The following is a 22757-nucleotide window of genomic DNA, read 5'->3' as shown; positions in this document are numbered from 1 at the left end:
ACAGCGGCGCGGTGGGGATAACTGATCTCCAAACTCGGTCAGGGAGACTAGAACACACCGGGTTCGTCACGGCGCTTCGCATCGAAACTACGGTGTCCCTGTGCCTCGCAGCCATCGGCACACATGTCCCAAACCGTGAAGCGAGAGCCACATGGATGGTTGGGCCGGGCACGGAAGCGAACCCCGCTGTACACGCGGCAGACGGGCGGCCGAGAGTTGGCGAGCCTGTCGCCGACCCGCACCGCTACTGGGTTCAGTCAGTGCGCTGCGCCATTACGTCGGACCAAAAAGGATGATGGTGTTGCCCATCCCTTCAACGTATGGCGAGTCATCCAAGCAGATCCGTCGGCGCCCAACAGCCGCCGTGCTGTGCCTTCCAAGGGGCATGGCTACTTATGCCGTACCAGGCCCGGTGGTTCCTCATGGAGTGTCCGACCGTTCGCAATCTCCCCGCCGTGGCATCCTCTGGATTCCCACTCAGATGAGTCACGGCTCGGGTACCAATCCCGTCAAAGATGGTCGGGCCCGCGCGAGGTGATGCGAATGTCCAATGTTCGAACTACCTGAGCCTGTGCCACCGCAAGTACACCTCCGGAGGCCGGGGCGGTATCCAGTCGTACCGTGGCAGCCTCGGGCTGTGGCACTGTGGTCTTACCCGGCCTGGCCGCATTGGCGCCGGTGCCCAAGGCACAAGGATGCCGGGACACCCAGGACAGATCCGGGCGCATCTACAGCGCATCACTGGACGTCCGGGCGTGGTTGTTCCGATCCAGGTTCCGCCTTGCAGGACTGCCGGGCAGGCTCAGGGGCGTGCAGTCGCTATGGAAGTAGTGGGTCCCGGGCCATCAACGGACTGGCTCGGACCGCCGGCGTTGCCGCCGTGCTGAAGGGGCACCTTACGTTGTCCGCATGCCCGCTTATGGTGGTTGTCGACGTGGAGGTTAGAGAGGAGCGACGTTGGTTGTGACATCGACATCGGCGGTCCGACGTCTACCCCGACTGGGGAATGCCCCGTCGGGAACCGCAGCCGAGACGCTGGGCTCGCAACAGGCGGCGGCAGCTGATGTGGAGACCGTACCAACTGTGTTGCGGCGGGCTTGCCGCGGAGTTTGGCTGCCGGCCGCTTCTTTGTACATCGGTCACGAAACGAACGATCCTCCGCCAGCGATATCGCCTACATCATGGGCATTGGAGGCCTCTTCCTTGGAGCAGTTAGACATATGTTCCTGGTCCCGCGGGCAGGTCGTCTCTTGGCGACAATGGGTATCCGCGTCGGAGGACGCAACAGGGGCAACTAAGGGTTGGCTACCAGGTAGCCAAGCGGGGCTTGGGTGGGCACGGAGAGGCCACTGCCTTGCAGCGTCCTTCCCTTGCCAGGCTGCTCGTTTTAGGGGTAGAACAGTTCCGTGGTGGAACCTCTCCGATCATTCGTTCCGGGTTGCCGTCTGGTCTACTGGTCTCGTGAATACGGTGAAGCCTGGACTGTTTCACGTGAAACATGACTGCCCCCTGGACATGGCGGAACGGGGCTCCTCGGGTCGTTGCGCCGGAGGGGCGGTTCGCTAAACCTTAGGTTGTGGCGAAACGGTTGCTTCAGCGCGTGTGGCGTCCATCCCCCTTCGGGCGTATGCCGTTGGTAACAGAGCAGGAAGCGGCGGAAGCGGAAGTCCACAGTGTTTGGGTGGAGTGATCAAGACGGTATTTCGGCGGGCGGATTGCGGGTAGCACGTTCCTGCCGTTGGATCAGCCTTGGCCAGGCTGCTCCAGCCACGCGATCGCATGCCGCCTCTCTTGGCGCTGGACACCTGTCCGCGAAGGTAGCGGCGCCATGCAAGCCTGAAGGCTCGAGGGGGGCCAAATGCATCCTTGGCGTATGTGTCATGCGTGTCGGGACGTCGCGGTCGCACCGTCTACTTTGGCCCCACCGGCAGCGGGTCGATGAGCGGTGCAGGGAACGACTATGTTTCACGTGAAACGCAGTTGACCTCTGGCGTGCTCGGCCAAAAGGAGGCCAGTAGTCGCCACAACGTTCGGAACTGTTGATCAGCCGCCGCAGGCTCTATCCGGGACCTAGCAGACGAAGGTTGCGTGGATTCAATGTTGGCGATTGGGACGGTGGGTGCCTTCTCCGGTCGAACAGCGATTTTCGGTCTAATCTGCCGCCCGCTCATCAAGTGTCTGGAATCTGCGCCCAGGGAGCGCGAATGTTCGGAAGAACCAAGTCGGAGGTCGGGCTGAAAAGCGGGCCGGATCGCTTTGGCCATGGGATAACCCTCGACTCGCCACTTCGGACGGCAGGCGCCATTGGGCTGACCTGCCGGATTTGAGGTCTGGCGGAGTAGTATTCGCGGTAGGTTCCAATGGCGGTCTTGCCTGTTTTGGCTGCGGTGTAACCCCTACCTGAATAGCACTCAGCCCTTACTGCATGGAACGGGCCGGTTTTAGCAGCTGTGGCGACGGGATCTCCCGAGACACGACGGTTCTTTCGGACCGCGAGGGCAGTCGACTGCGCAATGGACGGTGAGCCGCGGGCTCGGACCGGGCAGCCGGGGCCTCTCCTAAATGTTTCACGTGAAACAGTGACAGTCCGAGCCTGAGACTGCTTGGCGGTCCCACATTTGGTTCGATCCAAGAGATCGATGATCCGCCCACGGTCGGAGTGCTTACCCCCGGACCTCCAAGGCGTTCCTTAGGGGCATTGAATCCAGCGATGGCAGCCAATGGCATTCCACCGAATAGCGCCAGCTAGAAGAGGGGAATCTGACTTCCAATGTTTCACGTGAAACAGCACCACGTCCACTCCAATCACTGCGCTGAATCCCTGCTGGATGTCTACGCCCTGCAACCCTCCGGACAGTCCTTTATCCCCACCAGTACTAGTCCCCTCTCGCTGCTCCACCTATGAGCCCGCGGTCAGACTCAATATCCGAGACTCCCTGGATCCAGGCCGTCGTTGACCCGCCGATACCCCTCTCTCCAGTTGTCGCAGTCCTGGCTGGCCGGAGTGTGAGGCAAATCTGCCTAGCCCTACTCGGGCCTAAGCAGTGCTTAGGACGGAAACAGCTTGGGGAGAAAATGTTCCAATTAGGCATCCATTATGAGTTTTATATCGGCTTCACCGCCAAAGATTCGGCTGGCCCCCCTGGAAGAGAGGTGCCCGGTGACCGGTGCCTGGTCCTGGTGCCGCGTCTTGAACGCGAAAGCGGTGACCCGCACTCGTTATGAGTGCCGGCCACCGCTAATGGCTATCCGGAAACCCGGGCAGCGCGTGATCCGCCCAAAGCTGTCCGGCTACTAGGACAGGACGTCAGCGAATTCCTTCTCGAAGAACTGCTTCGGCTTGGCGCCGATGACGGTGTTCTTTACCTCGCCGCCCTGGAACAGGTAGACGGCGGGAATGGAGGTGATGCCGTATTCGGCAGCGATCGCCGGGTTGTCGTCAACGTTTACCTTGACTACATTGACCTTCTCGCTGTACTCGACGGAGATTTCGTCCAGGATGGGGCCCAGCTTGCGGCAGGGACCGCACCACTCAGCCCAGAAGTCCACAATGACCGGCTTGTCGGCCGAGAGTACATCCGTGCTGAAACTTGCGTCTGTTACGTCTTTTGCGTTGCTCATTACCTTGTTGTTTCCCTTCGGATCAATGGTGCGCTGTTTAGGCGTGGATGTCTGCGAGGTAGTGCTCGACGTCGATAGCTGCCACGCAGCCCGAGCCTGAGGCGGTGATGGCCTGGCGGTACGTGGGGTCAACAACGTCGCCGGCGGCGAATACACCCTTGACGCTTGTCCTGGAACTGCGGCCGTCAACGGCGATGGTGCCCTCCGGCGTGAGCTCCAGCGCGTCCTTGATGAGTTCGGTGCGGGGATCGTTTCCGATGGCGACGAAGACTCCGGTCACCGCCAGTTCGGACTCGGTGCCATCCACGAGGTTCTTCAACTTGAGGCCGGTGACCTTGTCCCCGCCGAGGACGTCCTCGACACCCGTGTTCCACACGAACTTGATCTTCTCGTGTGCCTGCGCACGGTCGCCCATGATCTTGGATGCCCTGAGCGAGTCCCGGCGGTGCACTACCGTGACGGACTTGGCGAACTTAGTGAGGAACAGTGCCTCTTCCATGGCGGAGTCTCCACCGCCGATAACGGCAATGTCCTGGTCCTTGAAAAAGAAACCATCGCAGGTTGCACACCAGCTAACGCCGTGGCCCGACAGTCGCTTCTCATTCGGAAGGCCGAGTTCGCGATAGGCCGATCCGGTGGACAGGATAATGGCGCGGGCCTGGAAGGTCTCCCCCGTGGCGATGGTGACTGTCTTGATGTCGCCGTCGAGATCCAGAGCAGTGACATCCTCGAACTGGATCTCCGTGCCGAAGCGCGCAGCCTGTTTTTCGAAATTCTCCATGAGGTCAGGACCCATGATGCCTTCAGGGAACCCAGGGTAGTTTTCCACGTCGGTGGTGTTCATCAGTTCCCCGCCGGCAGTGACGGAACCGGCAAGGAGCAGCGGCTTCAGGTTGGCTCGCGCCGTATAAACTGCAGCTGTGTAGCCTGCAGGGCCGGAGCCGACGATGATGACATCACGTACCTGGGACGCGGTGTTTTCTGCGGTGCTCACTGAACGGTGAACCTCTTCCTTTGTCGATGCGCCTGCTGTTGCTGGCCGGCCACATGGCACAACCCATTGTTGATCCTGAATATTCCGGGCATGGAGGCAGACCAACAAGACGCCACCACTCAGGGTACCGTCTTGCCAGGCCGGGAGACACCGTGTTACCGGGCATCCAAGGTGCTCCGGGCCCGTTCCTGCCAGGTTGCAGGGAAGCTACTGAACCTTGATTTCGGCGAGGCGGAGACCGTAGCCGAAGCGGGTCTTGGGTGCAGCCAGTTTGGGGAGGTTCTTGATGGACACGATCACGTACTGTGCCGTGACCGGCTCAGATAGCGGCATGGTCAGGTCCGGTGAGGTGAAGCTGTTGGTTCCCACCTGCTTGGCACCTTCCAGTGAAGGCCTGTCATTCGTCAGGACGCTGATGTTGCCGCCGCTGCCGCCCAGCTGGCTGAGAGTAATGGAAGAGACCTTCGAGGGGCTCTTCAGCTTCACGACCAGGGAAACATCAGGAGCAAGGCCGCCCCAGTTGTCCGTGGCGAACTCCATGTCAGACCAGTAGCTTGCCCCGTTACCGTCGAACGTCTTTGAAAGGTCGCCGTCGTAGGTGGCGGCAAAATCAAAGTTGCCCAGGCGGGAGACGCCCTCGACAGCCGGCGGACCTGCCACCGGTGCTGAGGACTCGCTGGCAGTCGGGGCCCCTGAGGTCTGCGGCTGGGAGGTGCTGCTGGGGGTTCCCGGCGCGGGGTTGCCTTGGGGTTCGCTCTTGAACAGGCTTCCCAGGTTGGAGACGGCAAAGATCAGGCCCACCACGAGGACAGCGGCCAGCAGGCCACCCACCAGCCACCGCATTGACCGGGGCTCGCGCTCAGGAGGCTCTTCGTCGTCGTAGTATTCGTCCGATTCGTCGCGGCCGCCGCCGCCGGCGAATGCCGGGAAGGTGGCTGCCATGCGCTCCCGGGCCGTCCTGGCCGGCCCGGTGGAGGGTGCCTCCTCCTCCGGGTAGTCGTAGTCGCTGTTTTCCCAGAGGGACACCTTGGGAGAATCCGCAGCCGGAGCCTGTGTATTGATGGCTTCGGTGTTACGGCCTCCGGTGGGAACAGCGCGCTGCGGCGCGGTGGCCTGGGGCGCCGTGGAAGGATCCTTGGACTCCTTGGCCGCAGCCGCCGCTCCGGCGGCAAGCGCCGCTGCACCCGCTGCACCGGCGACTCCGGCACCTGTTCCGCGCCCACCGCCGGTACGCCCACCGCCGGTACGCGCACCGCCGGCATCGGGGCCGGAGGAACCAACAGAGGGGGCCGATGCCGGCCGCACCGGCGCGGCACGTGGCGGAACTACCGGGGGGACCACCGGCGGGGATGACTGCTTGCGGTCCTGGGCGGCCGGTTGGTTGTTGCCGTAGTTGATGTAGCCGGCCTCGACCGCTTCTTCGTCGTACTGGCCGTCATACGTTTCCGGTTCGCGGGACCGTGCCTGGCCGAAGATTTCACTGCCGAGGGTGTCCGTAAAAAAGGGCTCAACGTAGGGCGGGTTGGACGCGACCACCAGGTCCAGGAGGTCGGCAGCAGACGTGTGGTTGGTGATCAGGTAGGTGGTGGAATCGCTGACGCCAAGGTCCAGGATCTGCACATTTCCGGGCCGCTCCCCGGTGGCAACCTCGCGGGCGCTCTGGGCGACCTGCTCCGCATTGTCCGGACCCGCAACGAGGATGCTTACCGGCCGGTTGAGGACCTGGTCAACGCCATCCAGCACCAGATCATGGTCGTGTGAGGTCAATACGGTGGCGGTGACCTTGTAGCGGCCGCCGAGCACTGATCCAACATCGATCGGGTGGGACACGGGTTCCTCCTAGACTGTCCGGGGAACCGCGCCTCAATCATGCGAAAGCGGATACGCCGGTTAGCCGGTTAATTTCTGGTCTGTAACTACTACCCTAGTTAGCTTCTGATCCTAGCCGATGGTGCGTTACGGCCGTGTGAGACAGGCTCGGTGGACCGCGGCGGTGTCACCTTTTCTTCTTTCGCCGACTTTCCGACCGCTTGCTGAAGTGCGGGTTGCGCCCGGCCGTTCCCTGGAAGGTGCGGCGGCCCGGCAGCGGGATTTCCTCCCGCAAGATGCCGCCCCTTGCGGTGTTGGGCACTTCTTCGGCCGGTAGGTATTCGCCCGCGGAATCGCTTTGCTGCACATCGCGGTGCGCCCCCGGTTCCTCAACCTGTGGTCCCGCACGGAACGACGCAGCGTCGAATTCCCCGGAAATTCGCGGGATCAGGCCGGTGTCCACCGAGACAGTGGCGCGTTCCGGCGTCGTCCGTTGCCGGGCGGAGGGGGCGCCGGCCGGGGTGCCCGGGGCAGGTTCCGACGGTGCGGCGGCGGGCCCCCGTCCCAGGCGGCCGAGCAGCGGCTGCAGCAGGTCACGCAGCTCCGTCACGCGGAATAGTTTCAGCAGGAAGAGGTATGCCACGAGCATCACCGGCCCGACGACGACGATGGTGACCAGGGCCTCGATCCTGCCGCTCCAGGCGAAGCCGTCGGCACTGTAGCTCCCCATCAGCCACAGCGCGCCGGCGCCGGCCAGTGCGGAACCCAGCGCTGCATATCCCATCCGGATGTACGAATTGGCGATCCGGGGGCCGTCCAGGTGCCCCAGGAGGCGGCGGAGGAAGAACGAGCTCACAACCACGGAGAGGATGTTGCCGCCCGTGTAGAGGATGGCGATGGCGAAGATGATCCGGTCATACGGCAGGAACTGGATGGCAAAGGCCGCCACCACATTGACGATTGCCAGAACCAGCTGGATGTAGAACGGCGTACGGGCGTCCTCATTGGCGTAGAAGACCCTGGACATCATGAAATTGGCGCTCATGAACGGTGTGCTCAGGGCCAGGATGGTCAGGGTCTGGGCGAGCATTACGCCGTCCTGAACCTTGCCGCCGGAGAAGAACATGCCCAGCGGACCGGCCAGCGCAAACAGCGCCAGCGCCCCGAAGACCGTGGCCACCGCCATGGTGCGAAGCCCGTGGGACAGCGCGTCCCGGAGCCCCGCCCGGTCTCCGTCCTGGGAAGCCCGGGTCATGCGGTTGAACAGCACGGTGGCAAGCGAGAGGGCGATGATGGAGTGCGGCAGCAGGTACAGCTGGCTGGCCACCTCCAGCACTGCGTTGCCGGGCAGGGTGGCCGCGGCAGTGAGGTCCCCCGCGCGCTCGAGGCGGAGCCGCTCGGTACCCGGAATCGTGGCAATGCGCATGACGTACAGGAAGGCGAGCTGCCCGACGGCGGCAGTGAGGAGCGTCCAGACGCTCAGCTTCGCGGCCTGCCCCAGGCCAACCCCCCGCCAGCCGAACCTGGGCCGGAGTCCCAGACGGAGCCGGAACACCGGGACCAGCAGGATGGCTGTCTGGGCCACCACGCCGATGGTGGAAAATCCGGCTATGAGAAAGGTCTGGGTGGGTCCCCAGTTGTCCAGCGTGTGGGGATTAGTCAAGTTGGGTCCGAGGATCCAGATGAACATGCCCAGGCCGGCAATGGCCACGATGTTGTTCAGAATGGGTGCCCACATTGCCGGGCCGAATGCCCCGTTGGCGTTCAGCACCTGAGTCAGGAGGGCGTACAGGCCGTAGAAGAAGATCTGCGGCAGGCACCAGAACGCGAAGGACACCGCGAGTGATTTCTGTTCGGCCGAGTACCCCTGGGTGGTCAGCTCAATGACCCAGGGAGCCAACAGGGTGACCAGCAGGGTCAGGCTCAGAAGGACCAGGACAGCCAGGGTGAGGAGCCGGCTGATGTAGTCCGCTCCCCTGTCCGGCGCCTTGCTGGCCTTGATGATCTGGGGTACCAGGACGGCGTTGAACACGCCGCCGGCCACCAGCAGGAAAATCAGGTTCGGCAGGTTGTTCGCGTTGATGAAGGTGTCATTGACCGTGGAGCCAAGGCCAAGGGCAAAACCCAGCATCCAGGTCTTGCCGAAGCCCAGGAAGCGCGAGACCAGGGTCCCGGCGGCCATGATGGCGCTGGAACGGGCCTCTCCGTGCTGGGCGGTCCGGGATTCGGCCTGCGAATCGGAGGAACCGGACTCGGGGGAAGCTGGATTGGCTGCTGACATGGCCTTCATCGTCTCAAGGGTGCGCAGTTAGGCACGTGGGCGGCGCTTCATGGAATCAGTCACGGGACCTCAGAGGTGTTCCGGCAGGACTTCCCTGGCGAGGTCGGCGATACGGCGCTCATTAGGGAAAGACAGCTTGCGGGCGAGTTCCTGGATGGGCACCCAGGCGACGTCCACAGCTTCCTGGTCGGGATCGTTTTCGATGGTCAGCTCGCCGCCCGTGGCCCGGAGCAGGTAGTGGTGGACGGTCTTGTGGACGCGGTGGCCGCTGACGGTGAACCAGTAGTCGATGCTCCCCAGCGGGGCCAGGATGTCGCCGCTGATGCCGGTTTCCTCGGCGATCTCGCGGACGGCCGCTTCCTCGTTCTTTTCCTTGCCCTCCGGGTGGCCCTTCGGCAGGCACCATTCGAGGCGTCCGCCGCGGTTAAGGCGGGCGATGATTGCGACTCTCAGTTCGCCGTCGGACGTGTCAACGACAACGCCGCCGGCGGAGATTTCCTCGACGGTGGGCAGCGAGGCCGGCCCGGGGTGCTGGGCGGGCGCGACATGGGCACCGATTGCCGACGGCAACGGTGGGTTTGTCCTCCTGCCAGGAGCACTCGGTACGGGATGGGCCATGAAGTCCACTCTAACGACTCTTGCCCGTTGGTGATGACCGGAACATGACAAGAAAGTGGACTGCGTATGACGCGGATTCCCGAACCCGCGGCGTAACGGCGCGGTCAGGCGGCTCCGATTGGTGCTTGTTGGCGTGGTTTTCTGACAAGCTTAAGTAACTATGGCGCACGCACATCAAAAGTCCGACCCGCACACCGTCGATTTCCAGGTGGACCCGGTGGTCCTGGAGCTCGGGCAGCGCTTCGTCGACGCCGGGCATGAACTGTCGCTGGTGGGCGGGCCTGTGCGTGACCTGTTCCTGGGCAGGCGTTCCCCTGATCTCGACTTCACGACGGACGCCACGCCGGACCAAACACTGGCGCTGATCCGGAAGTGGGCGGACAACTTCTGGGAGATCGGCAAGGCATTCGGCACCATCGGAATGCGGAAGTCCGGTTTCCAGATTGAAATCACCACGTACCGCGCCGAGGCGTACGATCCGGAGTCGCGGAAACCCATGGTGGCGTTTGGGTCCTCGCTGACCGATGACCTGCATCGCCGGGACTTCACCATCAATGCCATGGCGCTGCGGCTGCCCTCGATGGAGCTGATAGACCCCTTCGGCGGTGTCCGGGACCTCCACGCCTCCGTGCTGGCAACGCCCGGCGCGCCGGAGACGTCCTTTTCCGATGACCCCCTGCGCATGATGCGGGCGGCCCGCTTTGCCTCCCAGCTCGGTGTGGCGGTCCGCGGGGACGTCAAGCAGGCGATGTCGCAGATGGCGGAACGGATCAGCATCATTTCCGCGGAGCGTGTCCGTGAGGAACTGGTGAAACTTATCTGCGGAGCCCACCCGCGCGTGGGCATCGACCTCCTCGTGGACACCGGCCTGGCCGAATTCGTCCTCCCTGAAGTCTCCGCCCTGCGCCTGGAGGCGGACGAACACCACCGGCACAAGGACGTCTACCAGCACTCCCTCCAGGTGCTGGAGCAGGCCGCTTCCCTGGAGACGGATTCCGACGGCGCCGTACCCGGCCCCGATTTTGTGCTGCGGTTTGCGGCCCTCATGCACGACGTCGGCAAGCCGGCTACGCGCCGCTTTGAACCGGGCGGCGCGGTGAGCTTCCGCCACCACGACATGGTGGGGTCCAAACTGACCAAGAAACGGATGAAGGCCCTCCGCTTCGACAACGACACCATCAAGGCAGTGGCACGGCTCGTCGAGCTCCACATGCGCTTCTACGGTTACGGGGAGGCCGGCTGGAGCGACTCCGCCGTCCGCCGGTATGTTACGGACGCAGGGCCGCTCCTGGAGCGCCTGCACCGGCTGACCCGGTCGGATGTGACCACCCGCAACCAGCGCAAGGCGGACAGGCTGTCCTTTGCCTATGACGACCTTGAGGCGCGCATCGCGGCACTGCGTGAGCAGGAATCGCTGGAAGCGGTCCGCCCGGACCTGGACGGCGGCCGGATCATGGCCCTGCTGGGGCTGAAGCCGGGGCCCGTGGTGGGCAAGGCCTACAAGTTCCTGCTTGAACAGCGTATGGAGCACGGCCCGCTCGATCCTGCGGCGGCGGAGGCCAGGTTGCGCGAATGGTGGGCGGCTCAGCCCGAGGCCGCCGAACACCAGCCGGCCGCCGGCGTCGAACTTTCCACTACCGAGGAGTCATAAGTGGTTTCACTCAACAGCACTGCCCGCCCCCAACTCTGGATCCTGCGCCACGGCGAAACCGAATGGTCCAAGAGCGGCCAGTACACCGGGCTCACCGACCTGCCCTTGACAGTAGAGGGCGAGCAGCAGTCCGTGGAGGCACGCAAGGTGCTTGACGCCGTCGACTTCGACCTGGTGCTGACCTCGCCGCTGCGGCGGGCACGCCGCACGGCGGAATTGGCGGGATTCCCGGACGCCGAACAGGAACCCCTCGCGGTGGAATGGAACTACGGCGATTACGAAGGAATTAGCTCCGACCTGATCCGGAAGGACAACCCGGAGTACCTGATCTGGACCCACGGCGTGCCCAACGGTGAAGCCCTGGAGGAAGTGGCTGCCCGGGCGGACAAGATCGTGGCCCGTGTGCTGGAATCCGGGCTGGACAACGTGCTCATTGTGGCCCACGGACACTTCTCCAGGATCCTAACGGCGCGCTGGTTGGGATTGGATCCGCACGAAGGCCGGCATTTCATCCTGGGGACCGCGAAAGTCTGCACCCTCGGATGGGACAAGAAGACTCCCGCCATAGTCCGCTGGGGACTATAAAGACGATTTATAAATATCTTCGAGGAATCATCTCAATTCAGTAGTCAAAAACCCTGAGGATAGTGTAATTTTATTTCTGACTCCAGTGCGTTTTGCCAGGGTCACCGGCGCCCGCCGTCCAGTGAGTCAACTGGGCCGCGGCATAGCAGAAAAGGAGGTTGGGAAAATGATTACTTTGACTAGCGGATGGAAGATGACCATCACCGCCATCCCGGCCTTTGCTGCTGCCTCGCGCCCACTTCACGGACTGACTGCCTCCTGACCTGCGGATTCCGGCCCTCCGGCCGGAATCCCGGTAATCGGCTTCCCGACCAGGAAAGCTGCCCGGCAACCGGCCGTCCATGCGGGCCCATGCGCTTGCGCAACACCCCATAGTTCGGAACCCGGCTTCTTGCTGGGGACTGCGGCGCAGCTGCATCCAGGGGCCACCCTTTGGTTGGCGAAATCCATCAATTGCTTGGTCTTTATGTCCAGGCATATCCACCGGGCATTCTTATGCCCTAATTTCCGCCATTAATTCACTCAATTAATTGGCCCTAATTGTCATGCCCAATTCCGGGTGCAACCAACCATCAAAGGATCCAACGTGAGCATCACCGCCACTGCCACCCCGCAGGCCGATCACGGCCGGCGCCGCCGAGCAACATCACGGGAGGAGGTAACCATGCTGAAACTGCTCCGAAGCGTCCTGCGCTTTGGCTGGCGGCCAGCTCTGAAAGACAAGACGCTGTTCAACGGCCAGCTCCTGGACCAGAACCGCGAAGACGTCTATGTCGTACTGCACCAGATGGGGGGCGTCATCCGCTGAGGCCGGGGCCTTGTTTCTGAACCTCCCGCGCTGCAGCCGGGAACGGAAATATCCAGGAGGACCCGATGGCAACGACCCGTATCCATGCTCAAAAAGCCCACGCGGCGACGCGTGGGCTTTTTGTTTGCCGGAGCGGCTGTATGCGGGACTGTGGGAGCGCAGCTGCGACGGTAAGCTCGGGGGATGCAGGAGACAATGCCGCCGGCGCACCGAAAGAGAACGCGTCTGGTCATCCCGAGCCGTAGCGATCTCCTGCTCAGGAACTTCACCGAGCTGATCGGCGGACCGATGGGACAACGGGCCGCGCCGGGCATCGTCTCGCCGGGATTCTTCACCATCGAACGCGTCCTCATTATCCTCACCGTGTTGGCAGCCCTGGCAAGCATCATGGTCAAGAACTACTGCCGGGTAAACGGCTGGGAGTCGCCGGGCCAGTTCTATTCCACCTGCTACTCCGATTTCCCGGAGCTTTTCCGCAACCGGGGACTCGGTGAGGGTACCTTTCCCTTCTTCAGTGAAGGCAGTTTCTTTGAATATCCCGTCCTGATGGGCATTATCGCGGGACTGACAGCCATGCTGGTCCCCGGACAGGGTGCCACTGACGCCCGCATTCTTGGCTACTTCGACGTCAACGCCACCCTCATCGCCGCCGTGTGGATTGTCACGGTCCTTGCCACGGCACGCATGAGCGGGCGCCGGCCCTGGGACGCTGCGATGGTGGCGGTGGCCCCCGGAATCATCCTCGCCGGAGTGATCAACTGGGACATGTGGGCGGTGGGCCTGCTCGCCGTCGGCATGTACTTCTTTTCCCGCGAACGGCTGGTGCTGGCCGGCGTCTTCATCGGCCTGGGAACGGCCACCAAGCTGTATCCCCTGCTGGTCTTTGGTGCGATCCTCCTGCTTGCCCTGAGGACGGGAAAGATCCGGCCGCTGCTGGTTACCGCAGGGGCCGCCGCCGCTGCCTGGCTGGCCGTCAACGTCCCCATCGCTGCCATGAACCCCTCCGGCTGGAAGTATTTCTACCAGTTCACTGAAGACCGCCCTGCCGGTTACAGCTCACCCTGGTTTGCGTACAACCTCGTGGCCGGGCGCCTGCAGTGGCTGCCCCTGGGGCCCGAAGCCATCAACACGCTGGCCCTCAATCTGTTCCTCATCAGCTGCGTTCTCATCGCCGTCCTGGCCCTCACGGCCCCCCGCAGGCCCCGCCTCGCGCAACTGGCGTTCCTGATCGTTGCGGCGTTTATCCTGACCAACAAGGTGTACTCGCCCCAGTTCGTCATCTGGCTGATCCCGCTGCTGGCCCTGGCCCGTCCGCGCTGGCGCGACTTCCTCATCTGGCAGGGCATAGAAGGGCTGCACTGGGCGGCCGTGTGGATGTACCTGGGACAGGTGACCAGCGGAGGCCCGACGCAGCACAATATCGACATGCCTTATTACGTACTGGCGGTGGGTCTGCACATGATTGCCACGGCCTACCTGATGGTCCGTGTGGCCTGGGATATCCGGGAGCCCGGCTACGATGTGGTCCGCCGCCATTCGTTGGACGATCCGCAGGGAGGCCCGTTCGACGGCGCGCGCGACTGGCTGCGACTAAATCCGGCAGACCCCGCGGCATCGGTACTCCCCTGGCGGCGGGCCGGCAATGCCTGACGTCTCCGTCGTAGGTTCCGGCCCGAACGGACTTGCCGCTGCCGTGACCATGGCCAGGGCAGGCCTCAAGGTGCACGTATTCGAAGCCGCGGAAACCCCCGGGGGCGGTCTGCGGACCTCGGAACTCATGCAGCCCGGCCACCTGCACGACATTTGCTCGGCCGTCCAGCCGATGGCCCTTGCCTCACCGTTCTTCCAAGCCTTTGAACTGTCCCGCCGGATTGACCTCGTCACTCCGGAGCTTTCCTTCGGATCACCCCTGGACGGCGGCCGGGCTGCACTGGCCTACCGTTCCCTGGACCGCACTGCCGCCGGGCTCGGACCGGACGGGCCCGCTTACAAGCGGCTGATGGCACCCCTGGTGCGCCGGGCGGACGGCATTGCCGACTTCACGCTAAACCAGCTCCTGCGGATCCCGCGCGACCCCCTTGCCGCCGTGCTTTTCGGCCTCCGGACATTGGAGCAGGGCTCTGCGGCGTGGAACGCCAGGTTCAGCGACGAGTTGGTGCCCGCCCTGCTGACCGGCGTCGCAGCCCACTCGGTGGGGCGGCTGCCGTCGCTGGCACCCGCAGGGGCGGGCCTGATGCTCGGGACGCTGGCACATGCGCAGGGCTGGCCGATCCCCGTGGGCGGGTCCGCGTCCATTGCCCGCGCCATGGTGCGGGACATCGAAGCCCACGGCGGGACGGTGGAAACCGGCCGGCGGATCGAATCCCTGGCGGAGCTGCCGTCGGCCAGGGCGACACTCCTGGACATCGCCCCGCCCGCGCTGGTGAGGCTCGCCGGGGAAAAATTGCCGGCCGGATACCGCCGGTCGCTGGAGTCGTTCCGCTTCGGAAATGCCGCCTGCAAGGTGGATTTCATCCTGTCCGGACCTGTCCCGTGGGAGGCGGCCGGGCTGGCCGACGCCGGAACTGTCCATGTGGGCGGCACACGCGCAGAGATGGCCGAGGCTGAAAACCAGGTGGCTTCCGGGAAGCATCCGGAACGGCCTTACGTCCTGGTGTCCCAGCCGTCACGGTTTGACGATTCCCGAGCTCCGGACGGACGGCACATCCTGTGGACGTATTGCCATGTTCCGTCAGGGTCAACGGTGGATATGGCGGAGGCGGTGACGGCCCAGTTGGAACGTTTTGCGCCGGGCTTCCGTGACCTCGTGGTCCAGGTCCATGTGACGACGGCGGCCGGGCTGGCGGAATACAACCAGAACTACGTGGGCGGGGACTTTGCGGCCGGGCTCATGGATCTCCGCGGATTGATCCAGCGTCCGGTGATCAGTCCCGTGCCCTGGCGGACGCCCCTGGCAGGCGTGTACCTGTGCTCCTCGTCCACACCCCCCGGGCCCGGTGTTACGGGTATGCCAGGCTTTCATGCGGCAAGATATGCCCTTAAGGACATATTCGGACTGGGGGTCCCCCCGCTCCGTCTCTAGGGCTGTGGGCTCTAGGGCTGCGGGGTCCGGGAGGCAGGCAATCAGGACACGGGTTGAGCCGTGGCGACCGCGTCCATGTTTAATTCAGGGTTTGCCACCGTGAAACGGGCGCGTCGGTGGGACGGTGCCTCCAGTTCGTCCAGCATGGCCACGGCGAAGTCCTGGGTGGTGATGGACCGTCCCGCAGGCGAATTGTCCGCTGTCACGTACTTGCCGCTTCGCGTGCCCGGCTGCATGACGGGGGCGGGCGCCAGCATGGTCCAGTTGAGGGCCTCAGGAGCTGAGCGGATCTCATCGTACGCGGCAGCCATGCTGCGGGCTTCGGAGCGGTAGGGCTCTGGGAAGTCGGGGGAGTCGCACAGGCGCACACCGTTGATTTCGAGCGCCCCCGCTCCGCCCACCACCAGCAGCCGCGTCGTGCCGGCACTGCCGAAGGCCGCCTTCATCGCAGCCAGCCATTCGCCATGATCCCCGCCCGTGCGGCTGGGCACCGTGGCCAGCACAACGGCGTCGTGATCGCTGGCAACGCTGGCAAACGTGCGCACGTCTGCCAGTTCCGCCCGGCACGCCGTGGCGCCGGGTACCGCCGCGCCTGTCCGCGAAATTGCCGTGACGTTGTGGCCCCGCCGCAACGATTCTTTGACGATCTGGCCGCCCACCATCCCGGTAGCACCGTACACTGCGATTTTCATGCCGCTCCTCGTATTGGGTACCGTAGGAATTCACAGTATCTCTAGGATAGCTAGAGGCTCAGAAGAAACGAGGTGCCGAATGGATACCATCACGCCCGTGGCCACGCCCGGTGCGGACATCATGGATCCGCGGTGCCCGTCCCGGGTTGTGTTCCAGCGAATCGGCGACAAATGGGCGTCGCTGGTGGTTCAGGTGCTGGCCGACGGTCCCGTTCGCTTCTCCGAACTGCGCAAGCAAGTCCACGTGATCACGCCGAAGGTCCTGACCCAGACCCTGAGGACGCTGGAACGTGACGGGCTGATCACCCGAAAGGTCTACGCCCAGGTCCCTCCCCGGGTCGATTACCAGCTGACCGATTTGGGGTTGTCGCTGCTGGGCCCCCTCACCGTCCTCCGGGAATGGGCCGAGTCCAATGTTCCCAGCATCCTGAACGCCCGGGATGCCTACGACGAAGCCCGTGACGTGACACTGCCGGAGGGCTGAAGGGAACGGATCCGCCCGTCCCGCATGGTGGCCACCGTATCCGTCAGTGACACGAAGTCAGTGTCGTGCGTGACCATCACCGTGGCCACATTGAATTCGTCCGTGACCTCGCGCAGCAACCGGACAATGCCGGCGCTCCGCTCGTGGTCCAGCGCCGCCGTCGGTTCGTCCACCAGCAGCACCCTGGGCCGGCCCATCAGGGCCCGTGCGATGTTGACGCGTTGCCGCTGGCCGCCCGACAACTGGTGAGGGCGTTTGTCCCGGACTGTACCGAGTCCGACCACGTCCAGCAGCTCGGCCGCGCGCCTGCGGGCAGCCATCAGCGGTTTCCCGCGCAGGTGGTCCGCCAGTACGAGCTGCTCGGCCGAGGTCAGGGACGGCAGGAGGTTGGGTTGCTGGAAGATGATGCCGATCTTCTCCCGGCGCAGCGCCGTCAGATCAGCGTCCCTCAGGCCCGTGACCACCTCGCCGTCGATGGTCACAGCGCCGGACGTGGGCCGGATGAGCGCAGCGGAGACTGCCAGCAGGGATGATTTGCCGGACCCTGAAGGCCCCACGAGGGCGAGGAAGTCCCCTGCGCCAACAGCGAGACTGACCCGGTCCAGTGCCTTGAGGGTGTCCTCTCCGTCCGGGTACTCGAGGGTGACGTTGACGAGGTTGAGCGGGGTGTCCAATGAGTATTCCTTTCGGGGAATATAGCTGTGGCAGGAGAAATCAGTTGCCGCCGAGGGCAAGTAGCGGGTCAACCCGGGTTACGCCGCGGACCGCCACCACGGCTCCGCCGAGGCCCAGGAGAAGGATTCCGGCGATGGGCACGAGCGTGGTGGCCGGGGTGACCAGGAACGGGGCAGCCTGTGCCGCAAAAATCCCGCCGAGCAGTCCTGCTCCGCCGCCGGTGATCGTCCCGGCTGCCAGCACCATGCCGGCCTGGGCCATCGCATCGCGGAGCACATATCCCGGTGACCCGCCCATTGCCTTGACGACGGCGATGTCCCGGGTCCGCTGAACTGTCCATACCGTCAGGAACGCCACGATCACCAGGGCCGAGATGCCGTACAGGAACGCTTGCATCAGCACCAGCGAACCGTTTTCGCTCTTGAACGAACCCAGCGCCTGGAACGAACCTTCACGGGTGGCGCTGACTGTCCCGGCCGCCGCATTGGCGGCGTCCACGTCCACCCGGGCGCCGGCGTCGAACGTCACGGCCAGCACCGTGCCGAGGGACCCCTTGCCTGCGCGGGCCACTTGCCGCCAGTCATTCAGCGACGTCCGGATGACGCCGGTATGCGAATGCCACTCGTCCGGGACGATGTCCGCAACGGCAAGTTCCAGCCCGCCTACTGCCAGTAGGCTGCCGCGGCTGAGGTGCAGGTCCGCAGCGAGGGTCTCGCCCACTACAACAGTTCCGTCCTCCGGGTCCCCGGACAGTCCGTTGCCGGTTCCAAAGACGGCCACGTTCGCGGTGCCGCCCGGGGCTCCGGCGGGGCCAACGGCCTGAGCGCGGGCCTGGCTGATGCCGAGCGCAGCCACCCCCGAAACACCGTCCCGTCCGGACCAGGCGGCCAGCTGGTCCCGGCTGACTTCCGACTCGGTGAACGATGCCTTGGCCGGAGTGCCGGCGGGGGCTCCGAACACGATCTGGTCGGCCCGCAGCGCGGCGATTGCCGACGTGGACTGGTTTCCCAAACCGGCGGTCAGGCCCGAGAGCATCACGAGCAACAAGGTGATCAGGGCGATAACGGCTGCCATCAGGGCAAAGCGTCCTTTGGCAAAGCGAAGATCGCGAATGGCGAGAAACACGGGTTTCCTTTCGTGGCGGTGTGGCGTGCTGGTTCCACTCTTCCGCCGCATGCGGCACTGCACATCGGCAGGCCGGTTGGTCAGCCGGAGGCACCTGGTGGAGCCGCGGGTCAACCAAAAGGTTGATCTCGGGCCGAGGGGCCCGGTTTCGCCGGGAAACCCGGGCCTTGGGGGATACGCTGGATTGATGCGAGGCAAGTATTGACACCGGGTGAATCCAGCGGGTCCGCGATCATCCTGCGGCTGCTGAGGGTCAGCCTCCACGTGGGCTTCGCCGTCCTGCTCCTGGTGGCCATGGTGCGCGTCCTGATGTCCGGCCCGGGGTTGACCGGCTGGCTCAGCCTGACCCTCGCCCTGCTGCTCGCCACCGTCTACGTCATCGGCACCGTGTTGGAGAAACGCCACTCCACGGAGACGAACCGCTTCGATCCGCGCCCTTATGCGGTGTGGTGGCTTGGCGCGGTCTCGGTCCTGTGGCTGGTGCTGATCTGGTCCAGCGCGGACTTCGTCTGGCTGGCCTTTCCGCTCTTCTTCCTGCAGCTGCACGTGCTGCCGAGGCGCGTGGCCCTGCCGGTCATCGCGGCGTCTACCGTACTGGTTGTGGTGGCGCTCTGGTTTCACAACCGGGGCACCGCCGGGCCGGCGCTGGAGCTGCCGATGGTGCTGGGGCCGGTCTTCGGTGCAGCCTTCGCCGTGATCACCGGCCTCGCATACCGGGCGCTCTACCTTGAGGCGGAGAACCAGCGGCTGGCGGCCGAGGAATTGCGCCGGACACGCGGGGAACTGGCCCGCAGCCAGCACGACGCCGGCACGCTGACCGAGCGGGCACGGCTGGCCCGCGAAATACACGACACCCTGGCCCAAGGCTTCTCCAGCATCGTGCTGATGGGCCGCTCGGCTGAGAAGGCACTCGACGACGGCGACACGGCAACGGCGCGCGAACGGCTCCGGACGGTGCAGGAGACTGCGTCCGCCAACCTCGCAGAGGCGCGCAACTTTGTCCGCGGCCTGCAGTCCCCGGCACTCGATCAGATGACCCTGGCGGGCAGCCTCCGCCGGCTCTGTGAAAAGACCGAGGCCGAAGCGGCGGCACGCGGGGCCGGCTTTAGGTGCCGTTTCGACCTCGAAGGCACCCCCGTTGAGCTGTCCAACCCGTACTCCACCACGCTCCTGCGTGCCGCCCAGGCGAGCCTCGCCAACGTGTGGGTTCACGCGAAGGCCAGCACCGCCGTCGTGACCCTGTCTTTCATGGGAACCGAAGTGGCCATGGACATTTACGACGACGGCGTGGGCTTCCGGCCGGAGCCGGAGGGACCCGGCGACAGCCCGCAGCGGAAGGACGGTTCCGGGTACGGCCTCCGGTCCCTCCGGGAACGCGTGACTGCCCTGGCGGGAACGTTGGACATCGAATCCGCGCCGGGTGAGGGAACAGTGGTGGCCATCCGGCTCCCGCTGGTGGACACTGCGGCGGCCGCGGGGAAGCCGGCAAACGGGGAGTCGGCATGAGTGGAATCCGCATCCTCCTGGTGGACGACCATCCCGTGGTCCGAGCCGGTCTCCGCGCCATGCTGAGCGACTTCGAGGGCATCACCGTGGCGGCCGAAGCCGCCGACGGTGCCGCTGCGCTGGCCCAGCTCGCCAGGCTTCGCACGCTCGGCGAGCCCGTGGACGTGGTCCTGATGGACCTGCAAATGGGAGCAGGCATGGACGGCGTCACGGCCACACAGAAAATCAAGGCCGGCGAAGCGGGCATTCCCGCCCCGCCGGTGCTGATCCTCACCACCTATGATTCCGACGCCGACATCCTGGCCGCCGTCGAAGCCGGCGCCAGCGGCTACATGCTCAAGGATGCGCCGCCCGAGCACATCCGCCAGGCAGTCCTCTCCGCCGCGGCTGGCGGGACCGCGCTGGCTCCCGAGGTGGCCGCCCGGCTGATGGGCAGGATCCGCAATCCCGAACCGGCACTGTCCGCACGGGAAATCCAATTGCTGCAGCTCCTGGCCACCGGGCTGCCGAACCGCGCCATCGCCCGGCAACTCTTCATTTCCGAGGCCACCGTAAAAACCCACCTGGTGCACATCTACGGGAAACTCGGCGTGGACAACCGCACCGCGGCGATTTCCGTGGCGACACAGCGCCGGATCATCCGGCCCGTGTGAGCCGGCGTCCCGTCCCGCGCCGGCTGGCCGCCTGCTTGCCGCCTGCCGGGGGTCTCTCAGCCCGGTCCATGTGACAAGAACTTTGTCCGGGCTTGCGGGCATAATGGCGCGATGGGGAACTTTCAGAAACTTTCGCTTGCTCTCGTTGGACTTATCATGGGCGGATCGCTGGTGGCCTGCGACGACGGCCGTGCCGGTGCGCAGGACGCCGCGAAGCAGCTCGCTTCCGCGGTGGCGGCGCTGGACGTCGGTTCCGTCGCCTTTGAGGGTACCGACGCCGCAGCAGCCAACGAACAGCTGAAAGAAGTTTTCCAGGCGCTCGATCCGGCCAAACCGGCCGTTGAAGCCGGAGAATTGACGCTGGAGAAGGACACCGCCACGGTCCCGCTGAATTACAGCTGGAAGATCGGCTCCGGTGAATGGAAGTACACGGCCTCCGCCGAACTGAGGAAGTCCGGTGACAAATGGCTGACCGTGTGGAAGCCGGCCCTGCTGGTCCCTGAACTGGCGGACGGCGAAGTTGTCGGTGCCGCCACAGAATCTCCGCAGCGGGCAGATATCCTGGGCGCCGGCGACGCAAAACTCGTCACCTACCGGCCGGTGGTGAACGTCGGCATCGACAAGCCCAAACTGGGCCCCGCCGACCCCGCCGCATCCGCCACCAAGCTCGCCCAACTGGTGGGAGTGGATCCAGCCGCCTACACGCAGCAGGTCCAGGCGGCAGGCCCGGAGGCGTTCGTCACAGCCATCACCCTCCGGCAGGACGGCCGGACCATCACGGACGAGCAGATCGCCCGGATCCCCGGCGCCAGGTCCATCGCCGGCCTCCTGCCGCTGGCGCCAACCCGCACGTTTGCCCGCGCTCTCCTGGGCACCGCTGCCGAGGCGAATGCCGAACAAATCGAAAAATCCGGCGGTGCCCTCAAATCCGGGGACACCACCGGCACCGGCGGGCTTCAGCAGCAATATGACGCCCAACTCCGCGGCACCGACGGTATCCAAGTCTTCGCCGAAAAGGCAGGGCTCACCGCCGAGGAAAAGCAGGCCTTGCCCAACCAAGGCCGCCGGATCCTGTTCCAGGTTGAGATGAAACCGGGAACGCCGGTGAAAACCACGCTGGATCCGCGCCTGCAGCAGCTCGCCGAAGACGTCCTGGCAGATGTTGGCCCGGCGTCCGCCATCGTGGCCCTGCGCCCCTCCAGCGGCGCCGTCCTGGCCGCGGCGTCGGGACCGGGCAGCAACGGCTACAACACCGCCATGCTGGGACAGTACGCTCCGGGCTCAACGTTCAAAATGGTGGATTCGCTGGCCATGATCCGCAACGGCATGACGCCGGATTCCAAGGTTGAATGCACACCCACGCTCACTGTGGACGGCCGGACGTTCAAGAACGCCGAGGGCTATCCGGAGGACTCCTTGGGATCCGTCACGCTGCGGGATGCATTTGCGCATTCCTGCAACACCGCCTTCATCGCGGCCCGCGATTCCGTCAGCCAGGCCCAGCTCGAATCCGCGGCCACCTCCCTCGGTGTTGCCGTCGAGGCGCCCGGGCTGGGGGCGGATGCCTTCCTTGGCTCGGTCCCCGGTGAAGCTGAGGGAACCGAGCATGCCGCTTCCATGATCGGGCAGGGCAAGGTGCTGCTCTCGCCGTTGGCTGCCGCGGTGATGGCCGGGTCCGTCGCCAAGGGCTCCCCCGTGTCCCCCTCCCTCGTGCTGAACCCGGAAGCAGGGGCCGGCAGCGCAACCCCTGAGGCGTCCGGAAGCCCGACGGCGGCCGGAACATCGCCGTCGTTGTCCTCCACCGCGCCTGCTCCCGCGAAAGCTGCGGAGAAACCGGTCACTGCGGCAGAAGCTGCGGCCTTGGCCGACATGATGCGCGCTGTGGTCACCTCCGGACACGCCGGCTTCCTGGCCTCAGTGCCGGGGGAACCGGTGGGGGCCAAGACCGGCACCGCCGAATTCGGCAATGAAAACCCGCCCAAGACGCACGCCTGGATTGTGGCCGTGCACGGCGACCTCGCCGTAGCCGTCTTCGTCGAAGAGGGTGGCCTGGGAGCCACAACATCCGGTCCCCTGCTCAAAGACTTCCTGGTCGCCGCCGGTTAACCGGCACTAGCGCAGGTTCAGCGCAGGATTCCGTCAGTTTTTGGCGAGTGCGCCCGGAAAGCAAGCA

The 22757-nt window shown here is 64.8% G+C and carries 17 protein-coding genes; 9 read left to right on the top strand and 8 right to left on the bottom strand.

The features are described 5' to 3' along the window. Nucleotides 1-3294 precede the first annotated feature (3294 nt). From trxA to ACSQ12_RS21700, 5 genes are all read right to left on the bottom strand, one after another. Nucleotides 3295-3621: a thioredoxin gene (gene trxA, locus ACSQ12_RS21720; protein WP_011693983.1), complete on the bottom strand. Its 327-nt coding sequence runs from the start codon at nucleotides 3619-3621 to the stop codon at nucleotides 3295-3297. A gap of 37 nt (nucleotides 3622-3658) precedes the next feature. Beyond that, nucleotides 3659-4615: a thioredoxin-disulfide reductase gene (trxB, locus tag ACSQ12_RS21715; RefSeq protein ID WP_436066888.1), complete on the bottom strand. Its 957-nt coding sequence runs from the start codon at nucleotides 4613-4615 to the stop codon at nucleotides 3659-3661. 207 nt (nucleotides 4616-4822) lie between these two features. After that, nucleotides 4823-6445 (bottom strand): ABC transporter substrate-binding protein, encoded by a 1623-nt coding sequence (locus ACSQ12_RS21710; protein ID WP_436066887.1) that lies wholly within the window; start codon nucleotides 6443-6445, stop codon nucleotides 4823-4825. Between the two features lie 166 nt (nucleotides 6446-6611). After that, the gene (murJ, locus tag ACSQ12_RS21705) at nucleotides 6612-8705 is read right to left on the bottom strand and encodes a murein biosynthesis integral membrane protein MurJ (RefSeq protein ID WP_436066886.1); all 2094 of its coding nucleotides are present in this window, start codon (nucleotides 8703-8705) and stop codon (nucleotides 6612-6614) included. Between the two features lie 69 nt (nucleotides 8706-8774). Continuing rightward, nucleotides 8775-9275, bottom strand: a complete 501-nt coding sequence (locus ACSQ12_RS21700; RefSeq protein ID WP_043430153.1) for an NUDIX hydrolase — start codon at nucleotides 9273-9275, stop codon at nucleotides 8775-8777. Nucleotides 9276-9483: 208 nt separating this feature from the next. On the opposite strand from ACSQ12_RS21700, the gene ACSQ12_RS21695 reads away from it, so the two are divergent. The 5 genes from ACSQ12_RS21695 (at nucleotide 9484) to ACSQ12_RS21675 (ending at nucleotide 15449) form a co-directional block, all read left to right on the top strand. Continuing rightward, on the top strand, nucleotides 9484-10974 hold the full coding sequence (locus ACSQ12_RS21695; RefSeq protein WP_209741820.1) for a CCA tRNA nucleotidyltransferase: 1491 nt from the start codon (nucleotides 9484-9486) through the stop codon (nucleotides 10972-10974). Next, the gene (locus tag ACSQ12_RS21690; protein WP_011693977.1) at nucleotides 10975-11559 is read left to right on the top strand and encodes a histidine phosphatase family protein; all 585 of its coding nucleotides are present in this window, start codon (nucleotides 10975-10977) and stop codon (nucleotides 11557-11559) included. It begins immediately after the preceding gene. A gap of 586 nt (nucleotides 11560-12145) precedes the next feature. After that, nucleotides 12146-12367, top strand: coding sequence for a hypothetical protein (locus ACSQ12_RS21685; protein ID WP_436066885.1), 222 nt, complete (start codon nucleotides 12146-12148; stop codon nucleotides 12365-12367). Between the two features lie 183 nt (nucleotides 12368-12550). Beyond that, on the top strand, nucleotides 12551-14017 hold the full coding sequence (locus ACSQ12_RS21680) for a glycosyltransferase family 87 protein (protein ID WP_436066884.1): 1467 nt from the start codon (nucleotides 12551-12553) through the stop codon (nucleotides 14015-14017). Beyond that, on the top strand, nucleotides 14010-15449 hold the full coding sequence (locus ACSQ12_RS21675) for a phytoene desaturase family protein (protein ID WP_436066883.1): 1440 nt from the start codon (nucleotides 14010-14012) through the stop codon (nucleotides 15447-15449). The genes ACSQ12_RS21680 and ACSQ12_RS21675 overlap by 8 nt, the downstream gene beginning before the upstream one ends. Nucleotides 15450-15490: 41 nt before the next feature. Here ACSQ12_RS21675 and ACSQ12_RS21670 read toward each other — a convergent pair whose 3' ends face one another. Continuing rightward, a complete protein-coding gene (locus tag ACSQ12_RS21670) occupies nucleotides 15491-16141 on the bottom strand; it encodes an NAD(P)-dependent oxidoreductase (protein ID WP_436066882.1) in 651 nt (216 codons plus the stop codon). Nucleotides 16142-16220: 79 nt separating this feature from the next. On the opposite strand from ACSQ12_RS21670, the gene ACSQ12_RS21665 reads away from it, so the two are divergent. Then, the gene (locus ACSQ12_RS21665) at nucleotides 16221-16625 is read left to right on the top strand and encodes a winged helix-turn-helix transcriptional regulator (RefSeq protein ID WP_436066881.1); all 405 of its coding nucleotides are present in this window, start codon (nucleotides 16221-16223) and stop codon (nucleotides 16623-16625) included. Here the strand turns inward: ACSQ12_RS21665 and ACSQ12_RS21660 are convergent. Next, nucleotides 16586-17299, bottom strand: coding sequence for an ABC transporter ATP-binding protein (locus tag ACSQ12_RS21660; protein ID WP_436066880.1), 714 nt, complete (start codon nucleotides 17297-17299; stop codon nucleotides 16586-16588). The genes ACSQ12_RS21665 and ACSQ12_RS21660 overlap by 40 nt on opposite strands. A gap of 40 nt (nucleotides 17300-17339) precedes the next feature. Then, on the bottom strand, nucleotides 17340-18425 hold the full coding sequence (locus ACSQ12_RS21655; RefSeq protein WP_436066879.1) for an FtsX-like permease family protein: 1086 nt from the start codon (nucleotides 18423-18425) through the stop codon (nucleotides 17340-17342). 201 nt (nucleotides 18426-18626) lie between these two features. Between ACSQ12_RS21655 and ACSQ12_RS21650 the strand changes: the two genes are divergently transcribed. The 3 genes from ACSQ12_RS21650 (at nucleotide 18627) to ACSQ12_RS21640 (ending at nucleotide 22690) form a co-directional block, all read left to right on the top strand. After that, nucleotides 18627-19931: a sensor histidine kinase gene (locus tag ACSQ12_RS21650; protein ID WP_436066878.1), complete on the top strand. Its 1305-nt coding sequence runs from the start codon at nucleotides 18627-18629 to the stop codon at nucleotides 19929-19931. Further along, nucleotides 19928-20584, top strand: coding sequence for a response regulator (locus ACSQ12_RS21645; protein WP_436066877.1), 657 nt, complete (start codon nucleotides 19928-19930; stop codon nucleotides 20582-20584). The genes ACSQ12_RS21650 and ACSQ12_RS21645 overlap by 4 nt, the downstream gene beginning before the upstream one ends. Before the next feature lie 111 nt (nucleotides 20585-20695). Next, nucleotides 20696-22690, top strand: a complete 1995-nt coding sequence (locus tag ACSQ12_RS21640; RefSeq protein ID WP_436066876.1) for a penicillin-binding transpeptidase domain-containing protein — start codon at nucleotides 20696-20698, stop codon at nucleotides 22688-22690. The last annotated feature ends 67 nt before the right edge of the window (nucleotides 22691-22757 follow it).

This window comes from Arthrobacter sp. LjRoot14 (assembly GCF_964253905.1).
Taxonomy (GTDB): domain Bacteria; phylum Actinomycetota; class Actinomycetes; order Actinomycetales; family Micrococcaceae; genus Arthrobacter.
Note: the sequence above shows the minus strand (reverse complement) of the source record. Positions and strands in the feature narration are given on the sequence as shown.